This window comes from Methylopila sp. 73B, from assembly GCF_000526315.1.
GTDB lineage: Bacteria > Pseudomonadota > Alphaproteobacteria > Rhizobiales > Methylopilaceae > Methylopila.
Genome location: NZ_JAFV01000001.1, coordinates 3,425,314 through 3,438,478, shown reverse-complemented (window position 1 = coordinate 3,438,478; position 13,165 = coordinate 3,425,314). Strand labels below are relative to the sequence as shown.

Below are 13,165 nucleotides of genomic sequence, written 5' to 3'. Positions count from 1 at the left end.
GCGTTCCGCACTCGAAGTCCGGAGACTAGCACGGCGTACGCACGGCGCTACCCCGCGGACCGCAGCGCGCGTCACGCCGCCGTGAGGGTCAGCCTGCGAGCCACTCGGGCAGGCGGTCCAGCGCGATCAATTCCTCGACCGAGGGCCGCGGGCGCACGACGGCGTAGGCCGCGCCGTTCACCAGCGCCTCCGGCACGAGGGGCCGCGAATTGTAGGTGGACGCCTGCACCGCCCCGTAGGCCCCGGCGGACATGATCGCCAGCAGGTCGCCGGCCGCAGGCCGCGCCATGTCGCGGCCGAGCGCCATGTAGTCGCCGGTCTCGCAGACCGGCCCCACGACGTCGGCCTTCACCCGGGGCGCGTCCGGATCGGGGCGGACGACCGGCCAGATCTCGTGATGAGCGTCGTAGAGCGTCGGGCGGATCAGGTCGTTCATGCCGGCGTCGACGATCACGAAGGGCTTCGCGGCCCCTTCCTTCACATAGATCACGCGGGTCAGCAGCACGCCGGCGTTGCCGACGATCAGCCGGCCCGGCTCGAAGATCAGCTTGGCCTCGAGGCCCTCGGTCAGGCGCTTCACCACGCCGGCGTAGGCGTCGGGGTGCGGCGGCGGCTCGTTGTCGTCACGGTAGGGAATGCCGAGCCCGCCGCCAAGGTCGACGTGGTCGATGCTGTGGCCGTCGGCGCGCAGCTCGCCGACGAAGGCCACAAGCCGCGAGATCGCGCTGTCGAAGGGGTCGAGCGCGGTGATCTGGCTGCCGATGTGCATGTCGACGCCCGCGACCGCGATCCCCGGGAGCCGCGCGGCCTCGGCGTAGACCCGCCGGGCCTCGGCGATCGGCACGCCGAACTTGGTTTCGGAGGAGCCGGTCGAGATCTTGGCGTGGCTCTTAGCGTCCACGTCGGGGTTCACCCGCAGCGCGATATGGGCGGTCGCGCCCTTCTGCACGGCGACCTGCGACAGCAGGCGCAGTTCCGGCTCGCTCTCCACGTTGAAGGCGAGGATCTTCGCGTCCAGCGCCGCCGACAGCTCCTCAGCGGTCTTTCCGACGCCCGAGAAGGTGATGCGCTCGCCGGGCACGCCGGCCGCGAGCGCGCGGGCGAGCTCGCCGCCCGAGACCACGTCCATCCCCACGCCGAGGCGGGCGAGCGTCGCCAGAACCGCCTGGTTCGAGTTCGCCTTGAGCGCGTAGCAGACGAGATGGTCGACGCCCTCGAACGCGGCCGAGAACACCCGGACGTGCCGCGTCAGCGTGGCCGTCGAATAGACGTAGACCGGCGTTCCGACCTCCGCGGCGATGCGGGCGAGCGGCACGTCCTCCGCATGGAGGGCGTCCTCGGCGTAAGCGAAATGATGCATTGGATCCGTCCGGCGCCGTTCAGGCCGCGCGTGTCAGTTCAGCAGGCCGTCGAGCACGAAGGGCCGAGACGGCTTGACGATCTTCTGCTCGGTCGTGCCGTCCGGTTTGGTGACCGTGGTCTTCGGCGCGTCCGGCGGCGGCTCGAGCGGACCCTTGCGCCCGCAGCCGCCGAGCGCGACGGCGGCGACGAGCAGGGCCAGGGCGGCGGCGGAGCGGATCGGGCTCGTCACGGGGCGGCTTCCTCGAAAGCGGCGATCGGGAGGAAAACCCTTAGAGACGGTTTGCCGCCCGCGCGCAACTGGCGCCGAGGTCCCGACGGCCGCTCCTGCCTTCACCTCTCCCCGGCCGTGGAGAGGTCGCGAGGCGAAGCCGAGCGGGTGAGGGGCTGGCGGTCTTCGGAGAGGTCTCACCCCCTCACCCGGCCCTGCGGGCCGACCTCTCCCCGCTGGGGAGAGGTAAGGCGCGCACCTCGTCGGAATGTTGAGCTCGATCCGCTCAGATCTCCTCGGCCGCGGTCTCCAGCTTGGCGATCTCCTTGCGGAGGATGCGGCGCCAGCGGCCGGCCTGCTCGCGCACGTTGTCGGGGGCCGCGCCGCCGTAGCTGGTGCGGCTCTTCACCGAGTTCCGCACGCCGAGGACCTCGAACACCTCCTCGGTGATGCGCGGCTCGACCGCCTGCATCTCCTCGATCGCGAGCTTCTCGAGCGGCGTGTCCGTCTCGGAGGCCTTGGCGACGATGCGTCCGGTGACGTGATGGGCCTCGCGGAACGGCATGCCGACGACGCGGACGAGCCAGTCCGCCAGATCGGTCGCGGTGGAGTAGCCCGAGCCCGCGGCGCGGCGCATCGTGGCCGGGTCCGGCGTCATGTCGACGACCATGCCGGCCGTCGCGGCGACGCAGAGGTCCAGCGTGTCGAGCGCGTCGAACAGCCCCTCCTTGTCCTCCTGCATGTCCTTGGAATAGGCGAGCGGCAGGCCCTTCATCACGGTCAGCATCGCAACCAGGGCGCCGGTCACCCGGCCCGACTTGCCGCGGACCAGCTCGGCCGCGTCGGGATTGCGCTTCTGCGGCATGATCGACGAGCCGGTCGAGAACCGGTCCGAGAGCTTGATGAAGCCGAATTGCGGCGTCGACCACAGCACGATCTCCTCCGCGAAGCGCGAGAGGTGGCCGGCGCAGATCGCCGCGATCGAGAGCGTCTCGAGCACGAAGTCGCGGTCGGAGACGGAGTCGATCGAATTCGCGGTCGGCCGGTCGAACCCGAGTCCGCGCGCCGTCATGGTGCGGTCGATCGGGAACGAGGTGCCGGCTAGCGCCGCCGCGCCGAGCGGGCACTCGTTCATGCGCTTGCGGGCGTCGGCGACGCGGCTGCGGTCGCGGCCGATCATCTCGACATAGGCCAGCAGGTGGTGGCCGAAGGTGACGGGCTGCGCGCTCTGGAGATGGGTGAAGCCCGGCATCACCGTCGCCGAGTGCTCGATCGCCTTGTCGACCAGCGCGGTCTGCAGCTGGGCGAGGCTGAGGTCGAGCGCGTCCAGCGCGTCGCGGACGAACAGCCGGAAGTCGGTCGCCACCTGGTCGTTGCGGGAGCGCGCAGTGTGCAGCCGCCCGGCGGCGGGACCGACGATCTCCGCCAAACGGCTCTCGATGTTCATGTGGATGTCTTCGAGCGCTCGCGAGAAGGTGAAGTCGCCCTTCTCGATCTCGGCCTGGACCTCGGTCAGACCCTTGAAGATCGCGGCCGCGTCCTCGCGCGCCACGATGCCGGTCGCGGCGAGCATCGCCACATGGACCTTGGAGGCGCGGATGTCCTGGGCGTAGAAGCGGCGGTCGAAATCGATCGAGGCGTTGATGGCCTCGAGAACCGCGTCCGGCGCGTCGGCAAACCGCCCGCCCCACATCGAGTTGCTCATCGCGATCAGGTCCCTTGCCGCCGCTCTTCGACATCATGCGGAGACGGCGCGCCGAAACGAAGGCGAGACGCCATGTCCGACCCCGCGGGCCGCCCGCGCTTTTCCGCTGTCCGCCTCGTGGCGCTCGCGCTGGTCGCCGGCGCCGCTCTAGGCGCGCTCGCCCTATACGGGATCGCCGCGCAGGACAAGGCCGAAGCCGCCTGCGCCGCCTCCCCTGCGACGCTCAAGGCCATGAAGGCGGCGGCCGTCGGAGAAGTGGCGGCGGTCGTCACGCCCGACGCGCCCCGCCCGCTGCCGCCGCTCGTGTTCCAGAACGAGGTGGGCGCCAACGGCGGGCTCGACCAGTATCGGGGCAAGGTCGTGGTGCTGAACCTCTGGGCGACCTGGTGCGCGCCCTGCCGCAAGGAGATGCCGGCGCTCGCGGAACTGGCCCGCGCGCGCGGCCGCGCCGACTTCGCGGTCGTGCCCGTCGCGCTCGACTTCGGCGGCGTTGAGAAGCCCAAGGCCTTCCTGAAGGAGATCGGCGTCACCGACCTGCCGTTCCACGCCGACCCGTCGAACAAGATGTTCCGCGACCTCCGCGCGGTCGGCCGCGGGGCCGGGCTGCCGACGACGCTGATCCTCGACAAGGCGGGCTGCGAGATCGGCTACCTGCCGGGCCCCGCCGAATGGGCGAGCCCCGACGCGCTCAAGCTGATCGACGCCGCGCTGGGACGCTGACGGCGACCGTCGGACCGAGGGCGTGCTGGAAGAGGGGCCTCGCTCGCTTGAAGCTCAGAGCCGCTGCTGATCCGGCTCCGGGGCGGGGTCGCGCGCGAGACTCTCCGCGAAGCGCTGCATCCGCTTCATGGCGCGTTCGAAGAAGCCGGCGATCTTGTCGATCTCCTCGTCGGTCGGCAGCCGCAGGGCTTGGTCGTCGCGGGTCAGCGGGCCGTCCTTGGCGGAGGGCTGGGGCGGCAGACCGTCCTCGAGCCGCTTCACCTTGGCCTCGAGCTCAGCCACGCGCGCCTCGAGCCGGGTCTCATGTCCGCCGGACCCGAGCGCCCTCTCTTCCTTGGTCGGTCGGCAGGCGTAGCCGTCGGCGGCGGTCGCGCAGAAGGCGGTCGCGCCGGTCTCGCGGTCGAGCCTGAGGAAGCCGCCGTCCGCGGGGGTCAAGGCGTAGCGGTCGACGCGGGGCGTGTCGGCTCCAGCGGGGCCGCCGCCCAGACCGGCGGCGACGCACAGCGCCGCGACGAGGGTCGCGGCGGCGATGGCGGACAGAGTGCGCATGGGTCGAGCCTCCTCGTCGCGTCTCGACGTCATTTGGGGCGCGGAGCGTGGCGGAACCGAGGCCATTTCAGAAGTCCGGCGCGTAAGCAACGCGGCCGCGCGTCAGCGCGTCGTCGAGCATGTCGAGCCGGTCCTGGCCCCAGAACACTTCGCCGTCGAGCACATAGGCAGGCGACCCGAACACGCCCGCGTCGGTCGCCTTCGCGCGGTTGACGGCGTAGGCCGCCGCGGTCTCCGGGCGGGCGGCCTCCGCCATCACGGCGTCGGCGTCGAAGCCCTGCTCGGCGAGCACGTCCGCGACCGTCTCGCGGGAGGCGAGGTCGCGCTCCTCCTCCCAGACGCCGCGCATGGCGGCGCCGAGATAGCCGGCGGGATCCTCGCCCCTGGCGATCAGCGCGAGCGCGGCGGCGTCGGCGAGCGTCGCGTCGAACGGCCAGTGCTTCGGACGCAGGACGATCGGCCGGCCGCGCGCCTCCGCCCAGCGCTGCAGCTCGACGAAGCGGTAGCGCTGGCGCTGGATGGCGCGCTGGGCGAGCGGGAGGCCGCCGGTCTCGGAGAACAGCCCCGGCAGGTGCACCGGGCGCCAAAGCGGGGCGAGCCCATGCCGCGCAGCGATCTCGAGGAACGGCGCGTGCCCCAGATGCGCCCAGGGCGACAGCACGGACAGATAGACGTCGATTGAGCGGGGCATGGTGAACTCCAGGGTACAAGAAGGTTACGCGGACGCGACACGCCGCGCGCCGGACGCCGCAGCTCAGCCGTCGAGCCGGCGGCGGCGCGGGCCGCCCGGCACGGCGCGACGGTAGAGCGTGCTGCGGCTGACCCCAAGCCGGCGCGCGGCCTCGGCGACATTGCCGTCCGCGGCCTCGATGGCCGCCCGCATGGCGGCGCGCGCAAGGCCCTCGAGCCCCTCTGGGGGGACAGGCGCCGCAGGCGCGGGCGTCACGTCGCGGATCGCCGCGGGCAGCAGCTCGGGGCCGATCCGCTCGCCCGGCTCCGACAGCGCCGCCATCGCCCGCATCGCGCCAACCGCCTCGCGGTGGTTGCCCGGCCAGTCGTAGGCGGCGAGGCGCGCGAGCGTCGCCGGCGCGAGCGTCCGCCCGTCCTGCGCGACGTTCTCCCACAGCGCGGCGAGAGCGCCGGCCCGGTCGGCCAGGGCGCGGAAGGCCGGCAGGGCGAAGCCGTACTGGGCGATGCGGTAGTAGAGATCGGGCCGGAACTCGCCGGCCTCGGTCATGGTCTTGAGGTCGCGGTGGGTGGCGGAGACGAGGCGCACGTCGATCGGGTGCGGCTTCCCGCCGCCGAGCGGCGTCACAGTGCGCTCCTGCACCGCCCTGAGCAGCCGGGCCTGCAGGGCAAGCGGCATGTCGCCGATCTCGTCCAGGAACAGCACGCCGCCGTCCGCCTCGCGCATCAGGCCCTTGGAGCCCGCGCGCCGGGCGCCGGTGAAGGCGCCCTCCTCGTAGCCGAACAGCTCCGCCTCGATCAGGCCCTCGGGCAGCGCCGCGCAGTTCACCGCCACGAACGGCCTGTCGGCGCGGCGGCTGAGCCGGTGGACCTCGCGGGCGAACACCTCCTTGCCCGAGCCGGTCTCGCCCTGGATCAGCACCGGCACGTCGCCGTCGACGAGACGGGCGGCGCGGGCGAGGTCGCGCTCGGTCTGCGCGTCGAACACCGGTCCCGACGCCCGGCGCGGCTGCGGCGCGGAGACGGGATACGGCGCAGGCGCGGGCGGAGCCTTCGGCCCGCCGCCGGGCGTCGCCGCCGGGGCGCGGCGCAGCCGGGCGTGGAAATCGCGGCCGTCGCGGCTGCGGAGCAGGCTGAGCTCGCCCTCTCCTTTGGGGCCGCCGTCGAACAGGTCGCCGAAGGAGCGGGCGCCGAGCGCGTTCCAGTCCAGCCCCATCAGCTTCAGGCCGTGGCGGTTGGCGGCGACGAGGCGCGAACCCTCGAACACCAGCACGCCCTCCTGCGCGACGCCGAGCCGCTCGGGGTCGGAGTGCAGGCGGATCACCTCGGCCTTCGGGAAGGCCTCGGCGAACATGCGGTGCTCGATCTGGTCGACGCAGGAGCGCACCAGCGTCAGCGCGCGGTCGTGCGGCAGCGCCGCCTGGCCGGTGAGGTCGAGCGCGCCGACCAGCGCGCCGTAGGGGTCGAGGATCGGCGCCGCGGCGCAGCTCAGGATGCGGTGCGGCTCGAAGTAATGCTCCGGCCCGCGCACCTGGACGGCGCGACGCTCCACCAGCGCCGCCCCGATCGCATTGGTGCCGGCGGTCGCCTCGCTCCAGGGCACGCCGGGGCGCAGCGCAACGTTCGCGGCCTTTCCGGCGAAGGCCGGGTCGCCCAGCGCGTCCAGCACGAAGCCCGCGCCGTCGGTGAGGATCACGATGCCGCCGCTCGCCGCCGCCTCGCGGGTCAGGCTTTCGAGTTCGGGACGCGACAGCCGGATCAGCCGCTCGTTGCGCTCCTTCAGCTCGCGCAGCTCGCTTGCGAGGCCGGGCTCCAGCCGCGGGCGCTCGTGGCTGTCGAAGCCGCGGGCCGCGCAGCGCTGCCACGAGCGCAGGATCGCGCCGGGAACGAGGCCCGTCGGCGCGGCGCCGAGGTCGAAGAAATCATGGCGCGCCTGGATCACGTCGGCGCGCGGCGGGTCTTGCCGCATGGCGTCCGTCCCTGTGCTGGCGTCGCACGCTGCGACAGCTGTCGCACCGGCGGCGCTTCTTTTGGCGACACTGTTTCACGGCGATCGGCGGTCCGTCCACCTCGTCGAAGGTCGGCGCCGCCGCCTTGAGGCTCATTCGCCCTGAAACCACAGCGCCCTCCGCGGCGCTGGCGGTCGTCAGAGCACCCGCACAACGGCGCTTGGCACGGCTGATGCCATGGGGGCGGCAGGCACAACGATGTCTCGGGAGGACATAACGATGAACAAGCCGGAACGCATGGAAGCCTTCACCAAGGCTCCGTTCAAGGAACGCTACGACAACTTCATCGGCGGCCGCTTCGTGGCCCCGGTCGGCGGCCGTTACTTCGAGAACACCAGCCCGATCAACGGCCAGAAGATCTGCGAGATCGCCCGCTCGCAGAAGGAAGACGTGGAGCTGGCGCTCGACGCCGCCCACAAGGCCAAGGACGCCTGGGGCCGCACCTCGGTCGCCGAACGCGCCGCGATGCTGCTCAAGATCGCCGACGTGATGGAGGACAACCTCGAGCTGATCGCGACCGCCGAGACCTGGGACAACGGCAAGCCGATCCGCGAGACCATGGCGGCGGACATTCCGCTGGCGATCGACCACTGGCGCTACTTCGCCGGCTGCGTCCGCGCGCAGGAAGGCGCGCTGTCCGAGATCGACCACGACACGGTCGCCTACCACTTCCACGAGCCGCTCGGCGTCGTCGGCCAGATCATCCCGTGGAACTTCCCCATCCTCATGGCGGTGTGGAAGCTCGCGCCCGCGCTCGCCGCCGGCAACTGCGTCGTGCTGAAGCCGGCCGAGCAGACGCCGGCCTCGATCATGGTGCTGATGGAGCTGATCGGCGACATCCTGCCCGAGGGCGTGCTGAACGTCGTCAACGGCTTCGGCCTCGAAGCCGGCAAGCCGCTGGCCTCCTCGAACCGGATCGCCAAGATCGCCTTCACCGGCGAGACCACGACCGGCCGCCTGATCATGCAGTACGCCAGCCAGAACCTGATCCCGGTGACGCTGGAGCTCGGCGGCAAGTCGCCGAACGTGTTCTTCGCCGACGTGGTGGCCGAGGACGACGACTTCTTCGACAAGGCGATCGAAGGCTTCGTGATGTTCGCGCTGAACCAGGGCGAGGTCTGCACCTGCCCGAGCCGCGCGCTCATCCAGGAGTCGATCTACGACCGCTTCATGGAGAAGGCGCTAAAACGGGTCGAGGCCATCAAGCTCGGCTCGCCGCTCGATCCCTCCACCATGGTCGGCGCCCAGGCCTCCTCGGAACAGCTCGAGAAGATCCTGAGCTACATCGACATCGGCAAGCAGGAAGGCGCGGAAGTGCTCGCCGGCGGCGGCCGCAACGAGCTCGAGGGCGAGTTCGGCGGCGGCTACTACGTCAAGCCGACGGTGTTCAAGGGCCACAACAAGATGCGGATCTTCCAGGAGGAGATCTTCGGCCCCGTGCTCTCGGTCGCGACCTTCAAGGACGACGAGGACGCGCTGTCCCAGGCCAACGACACGCTCTACGGCCTCGGCGCCGGCGTGTGGACCCGCGACGGCACCCGCGCCTACCGCTTCGGCCGCGGCATCCAGGCCGGCCGCGTCTGGACCAACTGCTACCACGCCTATCCCGCGCACGCGGCCTTCGGCGGCTACAAGCAGTCCGGCATCGGGCGCGAGACCCACAAGATGATGCTCGACCACTACCAGCAGACCAAGAACATGCTGGTCAGCTACTCCGCCAAGAAGCTCGGGTTCTTCTGAGCCTTAACGCGCGACGCGCATGCGAAGGGCGGCCTCCGGGCCGCCCTTTCTTTTTTACTCGCTCCGCAATCTTATAGGTCAACGAATGGATTTCCGGAGCGAACGATGCGCTCGCAGCTCACCAAGGGTCTCTCTCGGCGGGTGATGTACATTGAGAACAAGGATGGTCACATCGAGGGTGTGGCCGCCCGAATTGGGTGGGTCAGCTTCTCGAAGACCGGCCAGACGGTCTATTACCGTGACCGCGTCCTGCAGAAGTCTAAGGGAGGAGGCGTGCGCGGAAATTTCTTCGACGTCGAATCCGGAGAAGAATTCTGGGTCTCAGGCGTCAAGCAACGCGGCTCAAACGTCCACGTATCCGAAAACGGTGTGACAGTCGAAGTCGATGAGGACGCCGTCGACGAGTACCGGATCATTCGGCAGGACCTATAAAGTACTACGCGCGACCCGGAGCTTAGGGCTCGGCTCCGCACCAACATCGCGCCGGCGAGGCGCGCAGCGTGGAGCCTCCGGCTCCTGATCAAGACCCTCGCCGCCGACGAGAGGGAGAGAGGCCTAGCTGGCCTTCACGAAATCCACGAACGCCCTGAGCGGGGCCGGCATGTGGCGCCGGCTCTGGTAGTAGAGCATGGGGCCGGAGAACTCCTGCCACCAGTCCTCGAGCACCGGGACCAGTGCGCCGCTCGCGAGATCGGCCGCCAGCGCCTCGCCGAAATGCCCGATGATCCCGAGCCCGGCGACCGCCGCCGCGATCTGCATCTCGAAGGTCGAGGCGGTCAGCGGCCCTTCCGGCGGCACTCGGATGATCTCCCCGTCACGCTCGAACTCCCAGATGGCGAGCGCCTTGCTGCCGAGGAAGCGGTGGCCGATCCGCGCGTGCCGCAGCAGATCGTGCGGATGCGCCGGGGCGCCGCGCTCCGCGATGTAGGACGGCGCGGCCGCGAGCACGAAGCGCTGCCGGCGCGGCCCGATCGGCGTCGCGATCATGTCGAGCGCCAGACGCTCCTCGTAGCGGATGCCGGCGTCGCAGCCCTCGGCCAGCACGTCGATGAAGCTGTCCTGCGCCGTCACGTCCATCCGCACGCCGGGATGACGCTTCAGGAACGCCGTGGCGATCGGCGGCAGCACATGCCGCGCCACGAAGGTCGGCACGTTGAGGCGCAGCGTGCCCGTCGGCCGATCGGAGTCGGACGACACGGCGTCGAGCGCGGCTGCGAGTTCGGCGAGCGCCGGACGCGCCCGGTCGATCAGCCGCGCGCCGGCTTCGGTCAGCGCGACGCTGCGCGTGGTTCGGTTGAGCAGCCGGGCGCCGAGCGCCTCCTCGAGCCGCCGCACGGCCTCGCTCAGGCCGGAGGCGGAATCGGTGCGGCGCTGGGCGGCCGCGCGGAAGCCGCCGGCCTCCGCCACGGTGACCAGGCGGGCGACGTCGTTGAGGTCGATCTGGCCCATTGTCCGCCTTTCCGCACGGTCCGTCCCACGACCACGGGATTATCGCACAGCCTGATCTGGTCCACATCGTCCTCGAGCGACCAACCCAGGAGGTTTCGATGACCACTCGCAAGCTTGGACGCACCGGACCGGAGACCTCGGTTCTCGGCCTCGGCTGCATGGGCATGTCCGGCGCCTACGGACCGTCCGATCGGGCGGAAGGCGTCGCCACGATCCACGCCGCGCTCGACGCCGGCGTGACGCTGCTCGACACCGGCGACTTCTACGGAATGGGCCACAACGAGCTGCTGATCGCCGAGGCGCTGAAGGGCCGGCCGCGCGACAGCTACCAGCTGAGCGTCAAGTTCGGCGCCTTGCGTGGTCCCGACGGGAGCTGGCTCGGCTTCGACGGCCGGCCCGAAGCGGTGAAGACCTTCCTCGCCTACTCCCTGCAACGGCTCGGCGTGGACCACATCGACGTCTACCGCCCGGCCCGCCTCGACCCCAAGGTTCCGATCGAGGACACGGTGGGCGCGATCGCCGACATGGTGAAGGCCGGCTACATCAGCCACATCGGGCTTTCCGAGATCGGCGCCGAGACCTTGCGGCGGGCCGCGGCGACCCATCCGATCGTCGACCTGCAGATCGAGTATTCGCTGATCTCGCGCGGCCCGGAGGACAAGGTGCTGCCCGCCGCCCGCGAGCTCGGCGTCGCGATCACGGCCTACGGCGTGCTGTCGCGCGGGCTCATCGGCGGGCGTTACGACCCGTCGAAGGTCGCGGCCGGCGATTTCCGCGCGATGAGCCCGCGTTTCCAGGCCGGCGCCGTCGAGACCAACCTGAAACTCGTGGAGGCGCTTCGCGCGATCGCCGAAGCGAAGGGCGTGAGCGTCGCGCAGATCGCGATCGCCTGGGTCCTGGCGCAGGGCGCGGACATCGTGCCGGTGATCGGCGCGCGCAGCCCGCGTCGGCTGGCCGAAGCGCTCGGCGCGATCGAAGTCGCGCTGACGCCCGACGACCTGGCCGCGATCGAGCGCGCCGTCCCGAAGGGCGCGGCGGCCGGCGAGCGCTACGCCGCCGCGCAGATGGCGCATCTCGACAGCGAGCGCTAGAGCCGTCGCGGGCCGGCGCGCTCTCCCCTCCCCCTTGCGGGGAGGGCTCGGGGGTGGGGGTGGTTCCGGATGGGACTCTCGGGTGAAATGGCGTCCGGGGCGCTCCGCATGTCCCGGCCGCCGCGCTTCGTTCTGCGCCACCCCACCCCTAACCCCTCCCCGCAAGGGGGAAGGGGACAAGGGCCGGCGCGCGATCAGGCTCTCGGTTCCGGGCCGACAGCCGAACGGAGCATCCGGCCGGGTCTTCGCCGCGGTGGGGACCCGGCCTATGTTGTTCCGCGGAGGAGTTCGACCCATGACACAGAACGTTCCGACCCGCGTCGTCGCCACCGAGCGGGCGCTCGATCTCATCCGGACGCTGCGGGCCGAGCACGGCGACGTGCTGTTCCACCAGTCCGGCGGCTGCTGCGACGGCTCCTCGCCCATGTGCTACGGCGTCGGCGACTACATCCTGTCCGACGATGACGTGAAGCTCGGCGAGGTCGGCGGCGCGGGGTTCTACATGAGCCCGTCGCAGTTCGAGTACTGGCGGCACACGGCGCTGACGCTCGACGTGGTGCCCGGACGCGGCGGCATGTTCAGCCTCGAGAACGGCCGCGAGGTCCGCTTCCACATCCGCTCGCGCATCTTCTCCGACGCCGAGGTGAAGGCGCTGGAGGAGGCCGAGGCGAAGGCCGCGGCCTGAGCGGACATGACGAGCGGAGCGCAACGCCCGCTGTTCGCGGCGCGCCCGCTCCCTAGCTGTCCCCGCAAACCCGCACCGCGAGGACGCCTCCCATGAAGATCGATCTCACGTCGAAGACCGCCGTCGTCACCGGCTCCACCGCCGGCATCGGCCACGCCATCGCCAAGGGCCTCGCCGAGGCCGGCGCGGCCGTGGTCGTCAACGGCCGCAAGGCGGCGGCGGTCGATAAGGCCGTCAAGGCCATCCGCGATGCGGTTCCGGGCTCCGAGGTCCGCGGCGTGGCCGCCGATCTCGGGACGGCGGAGGGCGCGAAGGCGCTGGTCGCGGCGGTCCCGTCGCCGGACATCCTCGTCAACAACGTCGGGATTTTCGGCCCGCAGGACTTCTTCGAGATCCCGGACGAGGAGTGGACCCGCTTCTTCGAGGTCAACGTCATGTCGGGCGTGAGGCTCTCCCGCGCCTACGCGCAGGGCATGGCGGAGCGCGGCTGGGGGCGGATCGTGTTCCTGTCGTCGGAGTCCGCCCTCAACATCCCGGCCGACATGATCCACTACGGCTTCACCAAGACCGCGGCGCTCTCGATCTCCCGCGGCCTCGCGAAGCGCCTCGCCGGCACGGGCGTCACGGTCAACGCCGTGCTGCCCGGCCCGACGCTGTCGGAGGGCGTCGCCGAGATGCTGAAGGACGAGGTCGCGAAGACCGGCCGCACGCTGGAGGAGGTGGGGGCGGCCTTCGTGAAGGCCAACCGGCCGACCTCGATCATCCAGCGCGCCGCCAGCGTCGAGGAGGTCGCGAACATGGTGGTCTACGTCTGCTCGGTCCAAGCCTCCGCCACCACCGGCGCCGCGCTGCGCGTGGACGGCGGCGTGGTCGACACCATCGCCTGACGGTTGCGGCGGGGCGATCCCGCTTCGGCGGATCGCTGGCGCGGCGGCGCGCGGCTGCTAAAAGGGCGGATCG

13 protein-coding genes are annotated in these 13,165 nt (G+C 71.1%); 6 read left to right on the top strand and 7 right to left on the bottom strand.

Translation table 11 applies throughout. The features are described 5' to 3' along the window. Positions 1 to 88: 88 nt before the first annotated feature. From lysA to argH, 3 genes are all read right to left on the bottom strand, one after another. A complete protein-coding gene (gene lysA, locus K244_RS0116515) occupies positions 89 to 1,360 on the bottom strand; it encodes a diaminopimelate decarboxylase (protein WP_020187394.1) in 1,272 nt (423 codons plus the stop codon). A gap of 33 nt (positions 1,361 to 1,393) precedes the next feature. Continuing rightward, positions 1,394 to 1,591 carry a lipoprotein gene (locus tag K244_RS0116510; RefSeq protein WP_020187393.1) on the bottom strand — a complete coding sequence of 66 codons (198 nt, stop codon included), beginning with the start codon at positions 1,589 to 1,591 and terminating at the stop codon, positions 1,394 to 1,396. Positions 1,592 to 1,856: 265 nt separating this feature from the next. Beyond that, positions 1,857 to 3,275 (bottom strand): argininosuccinate lyase, encoded by a 1,419-nt coding sequence (gene argH / locus K244_RS0116505; RefSeq protein WP_020187392.1) that lies wholly within the window; start codon positions 3,273 to 3,275, stop codon positions 1,857 to 1,859. A gap of 72 nt (positions 3,276 to 3,347) precedes the next feature. Here argH and K244_RS0116500 point away from each other — a divergent pair, with 72 nt between their 5' ends. Then, complete coding sequence (locus K244_RS0116500) at positions 3,348 to 3,995, top strand: TlpA disulfide reductase family protein (protein WP_020187391.1); 648 nt, start codon at positions 3,348 to 3,350, stop codon at positions 3,993 to 3,995. 54 nt (positions 3,996 to 4,049) lie between these two features. Here K244_RS0116500 and K244_RS0116495 read toward each other — a convergent pair whose 3' ends face one another. The 3 genes from K244_RS0116495 to K244_RS0116485 form a co-directional block, all read right to left on the bottom strand. Then, positions 4,050 to 4,544, bottom strand: a complete 495-nt coding sequence (locus K244_RS0116495; protein WP_020187390.1) for a hypothetical protein — start codon at positions 4,542 to 4,544, stop codon at positions 4,050 to 4,052. 67 nt (positions 4,545 to 4,611) lie between these two features. After that, the gene (locus tag K244_RS0116490) at positions 4,612 to 5,235 is read right to left on the bottom strand and encodes a 2-hydroxychromene-2-carboxylate isomerase (protein ID WP_020187389.1); all 624 of its coding nucleotides are present in this window, start codon (positions 5,233 to 5,235) and stop codon (positions 4,612 to 4,614) included. A 63-nt stretch (positions 5,236 to 5,298) separates the two neighbouring features. Beyond that, positions 5,299 to 7,200: a sigma-54-dependent Fis family transcriptional regulator gene (locus tag K244_RS0116485; protein WP_020187388.1), complete on the bottom strand. Its 1,902-nt coding sequence runs from the start codon at positions 7,198 to 7,200 to the stop codon at positions 5,299 to 5,301. A gap of 259 nt (positions 7,201 to 7,459) precedes the next feature. On the opposite strand from K244_RS0116485, the gene adh reads away from it, so the two are divergent. Beyond that, entirely contained in the window at positions 7,460 to 8,980 is a 1,521-nt protein-coding gene (adh, locus tag K244_RS0116480) for an aldehyde dehydrogenase (RefSeq protein ID WP_020187387.1), read from the top strand. Between the two features lie 105 nt (positions 8,981 to 9,085). Further along, positions 9,086 to 9,412 carry a hypothetical protein gene (locus tag K244_RS0116475; RefSeq protein WP_020187386.1) on the top strand — a complete coding sequence of 109 codons (327 nt, stop codon included), beginning with the start codon at positions 9,086 to 9,088 and terminating at the stop codon, positions 9,410 to 9,412. Between the two features lie 123 nt (positions 9,413 to 9,535). On the opposite strand, the gene K244_RS0116470 is transcribed toward K244_RS0116475, so the two are convergent. Beyond that, the gene (locus K244_RS0116470; RefSeq protein WP_020187385.1) at positions 9,536 to 10,429 is read right to left on the bottom strand and encodes a LysR family transcriptional regulator; all 894 of its coding nucleotides are present in this window, start codon (positions 10,427 to 10,429) and stop codon (positions 9,536 to 9,538) included. Positions 10,430 to 10,527: 98 nt separating this feature from the next. Between K244_RS0116470 and K244_RS0116465 the strand changes: the two genes are divergently transcribed. The 3 genes from K244_RS0116465 to K244_RS0116455 all read left to right on the top strand — a co-directional run bounded on the left by K244_RS0116465 (position 10,528) and on the right by K244_RS0116455 (position 13,092). Then, positions 10,528 to 11,520 (top strand): aldo/keto reductase, encoded by a 993-nt coding sequence (locus K244_RS0116465; RefSeq protein ID WP_020187384.1) that lies wholly within the window; start codon positions 10,528 to 10,530, stop codon positions 11,518 to 11,520. A gap of 295 nt (positions 11,521 to 11,815) precedes the next feature. Further along, positions 11,816 to 12,205 carry a DUF779 domain-containing protein gene (locus tag K244_RS0116460; RefSeq protein WP_020187383.1) on the top strand — a complete coding sequence of 130 codons (390 nt, stop codon included), beginning with the start codon at positions 11,816 to 11,818 and terminating at the stop codon, positions 12,203 to 12,205. A gap of 92 nt (positions 12,206 to 12,297) precedes the next feature. Further along, positions 12,298 to 13,092 (top strand): SDR family oxidoreductase, encoded by a 795-nt coding sequence (locus K244_RS0116455; RefSeq protein ID WP_020187382.1) that lies wholly within the window; start codon positions 12,298 to 12,300, stop codon positions 13,090 to 13,092. Positions 13,093 to 13,165 lie beyond the last annotated feature (73 nt).

Bases quoted from the DNA above. Each gene is read 5' to 3' on its own strand.
- argH (WP_020187392.1), bottom strand. From the start codon at position 3,275: ATGAGCAACTCGATGTGGGGCGGGCGGTTTGCCGACGCGCCGGACGCG.
- K244_RS0116500 (WP_020187391.1), top strand. From the start codon at position 3,348: ATGTCCGACCCCGCGGGCCGCCCGCGCTTTTCCGCTGTCCGCCTCGTG.
- K244_RS0116465 (WP_020187384.1), top strand. From the start codon at position 10,528: ATGACCACTCGCAAGCTTGGACGCACCGGACCGGAGACCTCGGTTCTC.
- lysA (WP_020187394.1), bottom strand. From the start codon at position 1,360: ATGCATCATTTCGCTTACGCCGAGGACGCCCTCCATGCGGAGGACGTG.
- K244_RS0116475 (WP_020187386.1), top strand. From the start codon at position 9,086: ATGCGCTCGCAGCTCACCAAGGGTCTCTCTCGGCGGGTGATGTACATT.
- K244_RS0116455 (WP_020187382.1), top strand. From the start codon at position 12,298: ATGAAGATCGATCTCACGTCGAAGACCGCCGTCGTCACCGGCTCCACC.
- K244_RS0116470 (WP_020187385.1), bottom strand. From the start codon at position 10,429: ATGGGCCAGATCGACCTCAACGACGTCGCCCGCCTGGTCACCGTGGCG.
- K244_RS0116460 (WP_020187383.1), top strand. From the start codon at position 11,816: ATGACACAGAACGTTCCGACCCGCGTCGTCGCCACCGAGCGGGCGCTC.
- adh (WP_020187387.1), top strand. From the start codon at position 7,460: ATGAACAAGCCGGAACGCATGGAAGCCTTCACCAAGGCTCCGTTCAAG.
- K244_RS0116485 (WP_020187388.1), bottom strand. From the start codon at position 7,200: ATGCGGCAAGACCCGCCGCGCGCCGACGTGATCCAGGCGCGCCATGAT.
- K244_RS0116495 (WP_020187390.1), bottom strand. From the start codon at position 4,544: ATGCGCACTCTGTCCGCCATCGCCGCCGCGACCCTCGTCGCGGCGCTG.
- K244_RS0116490 (WP_020187389.1), bottom strand. From the start codon at position 5,235: ATGCCCCGCTCAATCGACGTCTATCTGTCCGTGCTGTCGCCCTGGGCG.